Source organism: Vibrio sp. 10N.261.52.A1, assembly GCF_002876325.1.
GTDB classification, from domain to species: Bacteria; Pseudomonadota; Gammaproteobacteria; order Enterobacterales; family Vibrionaceae; genus Vibrio; species Vibrio chagasii.
The window spans coordinates 1-2,188 of sequence record NZ_MCYD01000927.1 but is presented as its reverse complement, the minus strand read 5'-3'; the positions used below and the strand labels follow the sequence as shown (position 1 = coordinate 2,188).

General features: G+C 42.7%; 2 protein-coding genes. Both read left to right on the top strand.

Going from position 1 to position 2,188, the window contains the following annotated elements:
* Nucleotides 1–538: 538 nt before the first annotated feature.
* Entirely contained in the window at nt 539–1,177 is a 639-nt protein-coding gene (locus tag BCT81_RS20165) for a YchE family NAAT transporter (protein ID WP_008223294.1), read from the top strand.
* 148 nt (nt 1,178–1,325) lie between these two features.
* Nucleotides 1,326–2,168 carry an ion transporter gene (locus tag BCT81_RS20160; RefSeq protein WP_102425590.1) on the top strand — a complete coding sequence of 281 codons (843 nt, stop codon included), beginning with the start codon at nt 1,326–1,328 and terminating at the stop codon, nt 2,166–2,168.
* Nucleotides 2,169–2,188 lie beyond the last annotated feature (20 nt).

The following is a 2,188-nucleotide window of genomic DNA, read 5'->3' as shown; positions in this document are numbered from 1 at the left end:
GAGTATATTATTTCACAGTGTGAAAAAAATTGACCCAGATCAGTTACCCAAAAGGAATTAACCAGAAAGTAGTAAGGCAATCGCATAAATGAACTTAAGCTTATGATTTATATAGATTAACATCACACTTTTAGTTCGCGCAAAAAACAAGCAAACAGACAACTTTTTTCTACATAGCGTCATAAACTGTAAAAAAGTTTCATTTTTAGTCAGCTCACTTACATGTATACGGCTAAAACTGTGCTACTGAGAGTATATCCATACCGTTGCAACCAGCTATAAACTGTCATAATTTTTATTAAAAGCGTGCGTGAGGTAACATTTAATTCAAATCACGTTACAACACGAAACATGAAAAAACACTTTGTAACAACAGTATTACACATCTCACACTCAATTAGTTTTTCTAAAAAATAGCCCCCTCTTCACGTTAGTTTTTTTCATTCGCTCTGATTGAATTTGTCCCTTACATTACGCACTCTGATAAAGGTCAGATCAAACCCACTATATTACTTTACGTTACTTGGAGATCGCTCCCATGCAAGGTTTAGAACTCGCAATCTTTATGCAATTCTTCCTTGGGCTTGTTGCAGCCGTTAACCCAATCGGCATCATGCCTGTTTTCGTTTCTCTTACTGCTCATATGCCGCCAGAAGAGAGAAACAGGACTGCCTTACAAGCTAATATTGCCGTTGCTGTTATCTTAATCGTGTCGCTAGTTGCAGGTCAGTTGCTACTCGATATGTTTAGCATTTCACTAGACTCGTTTCGCGTAGCGGGTGGTTTACTGTTATTGAGCATCGCATTTTCGATGATGAGCGGTAAGCTGGGTGAAGATAAACAGAACAAGCAGGAAAAGTCTGAGTACATCAGTAAAGAACAAATCGGTGTTGTGCCTTTAGCGATGCCTTTAATGGCGGGTCCGGGTGCAATCAGTTCTACTATTGTTTACGGTTCTCGTTATCCTGCGGCAATTGATACCATTGGAATTGGTATCAGCATTATTGCGTTCGCAACTTGCTCTTGGCTTCTGTTCCGTTCAGCGCCTGTTATCGTGCGCTTTTTAGGTCAAACTGGGATTAACGTTATCACCCGTATCATGGGCTTGATTCTTGGTGCGCTTGGCATCGAGTTCATTGCGAACGGCTTGCGTAACCTATTCCCAGGATTAGCATAGCGGCTAACAGCATATAGTCGCTTAACTGCGGCTATTTAATGTGGAACACCTCTGAGGCGAGTAAAGCAATTTGGCTTTCACTCGCCTCGTTATTATGAAGCTTGTATAATGACGGTTAACGCATTTAATAGAAGACGAACCTCTCCTTATGTCACGCAAGCCACTCAAGCATCATTTGTACGTTATCATTTTTGGTACCCATACACCTGCCGGACGCGCATTTGATATTTCACTGATCGTTGCAATTTTGGCTTCGTTGCTGGTTCTTATTCTTGAGTCTATCCCTAATGTCATGACGGAATGGTCGCAAGAGCTTCGTTACATAGAATACAGCTTTACCGCCTTATTCACCGTCGAGTATCTGCTAAGGCTCTACTGTTCTCCAAAACCGAAATCTTACGCCACCAGCTTTTATGGTGTCGTTGACCTGTTAGCGATTCTCCCAACCTACCTAGCGATCATCTTCCCGGGCGCTTCGTTTATGGGGGTCGTGAGATTACTACGTGTGATGCGTATCTTCCGAATTCTCAAGTTGGTTCGCTATCTACAAGATTCAAATATCCTGTTGCGTTCGCTATTGATGGCAAGACGAAAGATTCTGATCTTCTTTAGTACAGTCGGCATCTTAGTCGTTATCTTTGGCGCTTTGATATTTGTGATTGAAGGGCCAGAAAACGGATTCACCAGTATTCCCCACAGTATCTACTGGGCAATCGTCACCATCACCACCGTTGGCTACGGGGATATGGTGCCGCAAACAGCGATTGGTAAGGCTATCGCATCTCTCACAATGTTACTGGGTTACTCTATCCTTGCGGTACCGACCGGGATTATTACCGCAGAACTCAGTAATGAAATGAACTCGCATAAAGAGTTAGTCAAATGCCCAAACTGCAATCGCTCGGGTCATGATTCTGATGCCATCTATTGTAAACACTGTGCCAGTGAATTGGCCGACCCTGACAAACGTGTCGTGTCCGACAAGGAATAAAGCAGATGCGGGATTCGAGT